5 protein-coding genes are annotated in these 6,962 nt (G+C 43.1%); all 5 read right to left on the bottom strand.

Annotated features, from left to right (window positions below; all coding sequences use genetic code 11):
• Window positions 1–1,322, bottom strand: a 1,322-nt coding sequence (locus NC238_02135; protein MCM1564757.1) for an FAD-dependent oxidoreductase, incomplete at its 3' end; no start/stop codon positions are given.
• 53 nt (window positions 1,323–1,375) lie between these two features.
• The gene (locus NC238_02130; GenBank protein MCM1564756.1) at window positions 1,376–3,052 is read right to left on the bottom strand and encodes an FAD-dependent oxidoreductase; all 1,677 of its coding nucleotides are present in this window, start codon (window positions 3,050–3,052) and stop codon (window positions 1,376–1,378) included.
• A 4-nt stretch (window positions 3,053–3,056) separates the two neighbouring features.
• The gene (locus NC238_02125; GenBank protein ID MCM1564755.1) at window positions 3,057–4,736 is read right to left on the bottom strand and encodes an FAD-dependent oxidoreductase; all 1,680 of its coding nucleotides are present in this window, start codon (window positions 4,734–4,736) and stop codon (window positions 3,057–3,059) included.
• Window positions 4,737–5,021: 285 nt separating this feature from the next.
• Entirely contained in the window at window positions 5,022–6,581 is a 1,560-nt protein-coding gene (locus NC238_02120) for a RagB/SusD family nutrient uptake outer membrane protein (protein MCM1564754.1), read from the bottom strand.
• 102 nt (window positions 6,582–6,683) lie between these two features.
• The coding region (locus NC238_02115; protein MCM1564753.1) for a TonB-dependent receptor at window positions 6,684–6,962 on the bottom strand (279 nt) is incomplete at its 5' end.

Here is a 6,962-nt window from a genome sequence, read left to right as displayed (position 1 = left end):
TAAGCAGTTACTCCTGCCGCTTCACCAGTTTGATTCATATTCACCATAACTCTTATCCCGGAAAAAGAGATCATCCCGGCGTCGAGCATTCTTCCGGCGACAATAAGGTTTTCTGAGTTTTTGGGGATGAGCGAACGTAACGGAACCTGATAGAACGTTGGATTTGTTGCGGTTTCCTCCCTCCATCTCCTTTTTTCATCAGGAAATCCAGGACGTGAGTAACGCTCAGTGCCATCGAGATATTTAAATGTTATACCCGGTTTGTCCTGGTGATGAAGGTCGAGGACATAACTTCCGTTGGCAATTGCGTCTTCAAAGTTTTTGCCATACATGGCATCGTTATCGGATACCTGGTAAAGACATTCGATATGGCGTGTTTCCCTGATTCCGACATAAGATGGCAAAGCTGTTAAACCAATCCTGGAATTGGGACTGTATTTGCGAATCATGTCCATAATAGCCCTGATTTGGCGCCGTCCTTCGATTTCGGCTCTTGTTAAATCATCTGCGACAGCACAATCGACGCCAAAAATGCGCGTTCCGGCCAACATAAAACTGCTGGTTGAAGGAACTTCAGCTCCCCAGACAAATCCATCGGGAATATTAAATTCCTTGCCGTGTTTTTTGAGCAATGAATTAAAGAGGCCGGAATCAAAACCTTCAATGTGGGCACAGGTGGTAGGCGGTTGCTCGTACCGATGATTGTATGTCTTTAACCCCATTCGTTCACAAAGATCACCATCGCCCGTTGCGTCAATAAAGTATTTTGCTTTGATAATTGCCCTTCCCGATTTATTATCGACAATAACACCGGCAAGTTTCCCTGAAGAATCAATATAAGGTTCGGAAAAAAGGGTATGAAAATAAGGAGTTATGCCTGATTCCAGAACCAACTCATCCAGTTCAATTTTTAATTCCTGTGTATTGAGAGTGAAGTAACCTTTCCTGTCTTCACTGGAACAGATGGCAGCACCTCTTTTTGCCAAACGGTCGATAACCTCAGATGTTAATCCTGCAATAATTTGGTTGCTGGCCTCTGTGTTAAACAAGGAATGCCAGATATTAACGAGGCCGCTGGTTGCTACACCTCCAAAGGCATTTTGTTTTTCGACAATAGCCACGCGCGCGCCTAAACGGGAAGCCCGGACTGCGGCAAAAACTCCTGTGCAGCTTCCGCCCAACACACAAATATCAACTTCATTGATAACGGGCAATTTATTTGAATTTGAGTTTCTTTTAGAAAGAGAGCCCGGAATAAAACTGTAATGAAGGCCTAAAGATCCCACAGCCAGTCCTCTGATAAAATTTCTTCTTGAATTCATTTTCAATTTTCGTTTTTGTACAAATTTAATTTTCAACAAACCTCATCAAAGATTTATTCCCAGTACAGACGCTGACCAATTTCTTTCAATTTATTCAAATATAGGTTCATGTCAATATCCTGAACGGGTACGTTTTCTTCCAGGGCACGAATTGCCGCTATTCCGGCAGATTCTCCGACAATCATAAAGGTTGGTTCCATTCTGGCGGAAGCATAACCCAGATGTGAAGAAGAAAACAACACAGGCACCAGCAAATTTGTACACTCATACCTTTGAGGAACAATGGCGCGATAGGAAATTGGGTAGGGTATATTCGTAGGCCCCTCCCCCCCTCCAACAAACATATTCCCTTCAATGGCCACAAATGCCGAATCGTTTCGTTCAAACCATATCCTTCTGGCCGGGTAAGTATCAATGCCATACTGTGCCAGACCGATAGGGTCTTCAACATGGGTTTTGTTGTAAACATCATGTTCAGTGATCGTATAAAGCCCCATTAAACGACGGCTGACACGAACATACAACTGATGTGGCCACCCATTCGTTTCCGGATGATGAAATTTGTCGAGACCCAGATTTTCTGTTTTTTCTCTGAATTCTTTTGGAACCCTTTTATCCGTGGATAAAAAATAATGGAGGCCACGGAGATAATCCTGATAAAATTTCCAAACACGGGCTTTTGTCGCATAATCCCCGTCAGCATAAAGATGATTTATGCCAAGAGGAGCATTGGTTATAAGAGAACTTCGCTGATAATTGTATTCGCCTGCATTGAGCCAACCGGGAAAGATCCAGCTTAATCTTTCCATCAGTTCCTTGTCATCTTTTGAAGTCTTTTTGATGTAGTCCACATAACGACCAACCAGTTCAAAATCCAAAGCACTGTAATTTTCCGGAGGAGTTATGGGTATCCGCTGTTCCGGATCGGAAGTAACATAAAACCTGAAATTATAAGCCTGGGTATAATGATCACCCGCCCCCTGTTGTTTCCCATGATCATTCTCGATCATAGGCAATAGCCCGCTATTAGGATCATCCGGCACAATAAAGGGACTAATTGGGGTGATATTGTCCAAAGGCCTTACTCCAGCCAATTTTTCATTAAAATCCAAAACTGATTCTCTACCAATTTGATTGGAAACGCCCGACCGTGCCATCAATTCCCCATCATAACTTGCATCAATAAAAATTTTAGACTTAATCTGGAGATTATCATTTTTTTCGGCTACGGGCACAGGACATCCATTCTCATCAAACGGGGCCAGATCAAAAAAAGCCTCTTTTACTTCACGCCCTATTTTTACGGTTCGACTAATCCTGTGATCATAAATCACAGGTACGTTGTAATCATTAAGCAACTTTAAAAAATCTTCTCTTACATACCGGGGACTGATTTTATCCCTGATTAGCTGTCTGACTTTTTCGATATTCAGTGAGTCGTCATCTGTCCTTACTCCCAATTGCAGCATCAGTTTGCGGGTGGTTCCTCCCACTGCCTCATAATTTGGCATGTCCTGAACCGGTTTTAGTCCGGCGCCCAGAATTCCGCCAACCCATCTGCTTTGTTCAACCAGAATTACAGAATGACCTGCCTTTTTTACTGTTATAGCAGCCATAATTCCCGAAGGAGTTGCACCGTAAACCAGGACTTCGGTTTCGTGAATAACATTTTGACCATACAGAAAACTAAAGGTCAGTAATAACAATATTGTCAGCGTGATATTTTTCATATTTCTATTTCCAAAGCGTTTCAACAGGTTTCTTTTGATATTCCTCAGGATGAGTATCCCACCGGGTTACTTCCTCCATTGGTGTGCTAAAGATGTTATATCGCCACATACGATATCCTTTGCCGTCCCATTCGAGCTTTTGTCCGTATTTTTTCAACATGGATGTCAGCTCGGTGCGATTGATGTCCTGAACCGCTTTATTGTTGCGGATTGCAAGAGCGGCTGCAATACCTGCAGACTCGCCCATCACCATATAAGTAGCTTCCATCCGGATGGAAGAATAAGCGATGTGACTTGCTGACATACACAAAGGAACCAACAGGTTTTTGCAATCCTTTTTCTTTGGGATAAGGGTGCCGTAAGGAATCTGGTACGGTCCGGGGGAGACGTGCTCCCAAAGATTTCCTTCGTGTGCCAATGTTCCGTCGTCCAAAACCACCAACCGGTTTGGATAAATATCAACCTTATAGTATCCAAGACCGATGGGAGTTGGAGGGTCGGTTTGCAACTGAAGATCATGCTGGGTCATCACGTATTCTCCAACCATTCTTCTCCCTCCCCGAATATAAAGGAAAGGCCACCCATCGGTATCTTCGTTGCAATCGGAAACTAATCGCACCTCTTTCCCTGAAGAATCATTCAGTGTTCGTACATGATCAATAAATCCCTGCCATACTTTTGATCGGGATGGCCAGTCACCATCCGGATAATCAATTTGCATCCCCGGTAAGGTTCCCGTCATCAGCTCACCCCTGCTGAAATTTTCATTGGGCCACGTGAAGGTATAACCGGCATCGACATAACGTTTCAGCAATTCATAAATATCCGGATCTTTATTTTCGGGGGCTGTAATTAATATTCCGGGATATTCTGCGGTCGGATTTTTTTCCCAGGCCAATTTGAAATTATAGGCCATAAAAAAGCGACTTGCATCTCCTTCTTTTCCCAATGGGTCGGGAGTTATACATGAAAGAAGACCACTTTTGGGATTTCCTTTTTCCTTGTAGGGATCGACCCCGGGGAATTTTTTGCTTAATACCGTACCGGCCAGAGATTCACCGTACTCTTGTTTTGACTCTTTCCCTACCCGGTAAGGCACCCCGGCATAAGCTATCAAATCACCTTCATAACTGGCATCGATAAAAACGAATGAGGAGACGTGGATCAGATTCTCCGATAACCGGGAAGGAACAGGGACACCATCTTTCCCGGGTGGGGCAAACTCAAATACAGCCTCTTTGATACTTCCATTCGACTTTTTTACGGAGGCCAGACGATGGTCGGTAATCACCTTAATCAGATTCTTATATTCATCAATCATGGACTGCAAAGCCTCGATGTTGTATTTACCGGCTCCCTGCTGATGCCTCGGTTGCGGCTGGGCAATGTCTGTGGCATAAAATGCACCGGTAAGGCCGCCCAGGTGATCAGCGTAAGGAACATCCTGCTGCATTCGGAAACCCGACCCAAGCAATCCTCCAATTTTATGACAAGGTTCAACAATAACCACCGAATATCCTTCTCTGGCAACAGCAACTGCTGCCGCAATTCCGGGACCGCTTGCCCCATAGACGCAGACATCGGCTTCCATTCGGGTAGTGATGGTATTTTCAACAGGTTTGCCAGAGGAAAATGCCTTTCCAAAGGTCAATAACAATAAATAAACAACTATTAATTTTTTCATACATTATCATTTTTCAACGTAGGTTTCTATCTTTTTTGCGAACATTTCCAACCCGAATCTTAAGGATGGGCACCTTAACGTCAGGGAAAGGAACAGTAGTTTATTCTACAGAAATAAGTTTATAACTCATCCCGGGATCTCAATCCGCAACTAACAATACCAAAATTCACTGCAATCAAAAATTTAGGAATCAGTTACCCTTCGCCGGGAAGGTATTTAAAAACAGAAGAGATAACTTTCCGAGATTACTTAATTATCTCTTCTGTTGACTACGGCTGATAAAATTTAGTAGCCCGGATTTTGGGTAAGATTTGGATTAACATCCCTTTCCGATTGCGGAATGGGCCATAAATAATCCACATTTTCCCGGAAGGTGGTTTCTTCGCAGAAATAATACCCTTTTGCATCTACCTTCACCGTTTTATAGGTTGCAGCTTGAGACGCAGGGCAAACTTTCATCCCCGTAAATGTACCTTTCAGTTTATTATGTGCGATACGCCACCTAAACAGGTCATAAAGTCTTAATCCTTCCCAGGCCAATTCCACCCTGCGTTCCCGCCGCAAAATCGTGGTTAATTTTACAGGATCGGTTTCTGTTACCGACGGCATTTGAATTTCAGCACGCCCCCGCACTTTGTTGATGGTTGCATCCAGAATATCCTGCGTAATGGGAGTACCACTTTCAATACACGATTCGAGATAACTCAGCAGTACTTCGGCATAACGAATCATCGGAAAGTCGCCGCCATATTCTGTAATGGTACCGGTGTAATCAGCATCGCTGAATTTATGCAATAAATAACCGCTCCAAGGGCGCCGTGTCACCTGATCCTGATATTTTACAGCAGAAGAATCGGGATGAGAGATGTATAATTTTCCCTTAAAAACAGTCCGCCCGTTGATCCCGATTGTTTTATCGAGCCTCGGATCTCTGTTATTATAAGGATTCTCCGGGTCGTAGAGAGGTGATTCACTGATGGGCTTACCGTCGATACATTCAAACTCTTCCACCAGTTCATTGTAAGGACTAAACCAATGATAACCTCCATAACTAAATCCATGACAGCCACGGAGCATGGGTGTTCCGTAAACGTCCTGCATACGCACACTTACAAGAACGTGTTCCTTGCTCGATTCGCCCTTTTCTTCAAAAATAACTTTAAAACGCGGATCAATGATATAGATACCCAAATCCATAATTTGTTTATAAACATCTTTGGCTTCCGCCCATCGTTTTTCGGCCATTAATACTCGCCCCAGAATAGCGAGAGCGCCTCCTTTGGTAATACGCCCATGTTCACTGTCGGGCCGGGTAACGGGTAATTTGGGTATCGCCTCCTGTAATTCCGTGATTACAAAATCCGTCACTTCACTTTTTGTGTTACGGGGAATATTGTTTGCTTCATTCACCGTCAGAACATGGGTAGTTAAAGGGACATCGCTCCAATAAAAGTAAAGATTAAAATAATCATACGCTCTGATTACTTTGACTTCGGCTTTCATTTGTGCTAACTTGTCGAGGTTCATCGCCACTGCATCAATATTGTCAATAAAATTATTACATCTTGAAATGTGTGTGTACGTATTCGCCCATAAACTTTTGACTGGGCCGTAGGTGGAAGCAAGCGATCCGTTATTGAAATCGGTAACCTGGTTGTCTTTTTCGAAACCATTATCAGTAGTGGCCTCAAAAAGATATAAACAACCAAGTTGGCTCCAAAGGTCATAATTACCTTGTTGTAATCCTCCGGCAACCTTGTAAACACCGGTCAATCCCAATATTGCATCGTTCTCCGTTTTCCAAAATGTACCGGTTGACAGGCTGTCCAACGGATCTTTATCCAAAATGTCGCATCCAGACAACCAGCCTGAAACAAACAGAACCATCCAAAGCAAAACGCTTGTATATTTATTCGATATATTTAACTTTTTCATTTTCATTGTCCATTAAAAATTAACATTAAAACCCGCATTAAAATATCGTACAGAAGGATATCCGCTACCCATTTCCGGGTCCCAACCTTCTCTGAAACGGTCGAAAGTAAAGGGATTTTTTACGTTTACATAAACATAAAGATTTGACATCCAAATTTTCTGGACTATATTTTTAGGAAAGGTATATCCCAACTGGATATTACTAACTCTTACAAAAGAGGCATTCTGCATGACGAAAGTGGAGCTGTAGAACTGCTGTTCGCCTCCGCCTACAATCAAAAATCTGGGATA

Origin of the sequence: Dehalobacter sp., from assembly GCA_023667845.1 — a bacterium.
Lineage (GTDB): Bacteria > Bacillota > Desulfitobacteriia > Desulfitobacteriales > Syntrophobotulaceae > Dehalobacter.
Note: the sequence above shows the minus strand (reverse complement) of the source record. Positions and strands in the feature narration are given on the sequence as shown.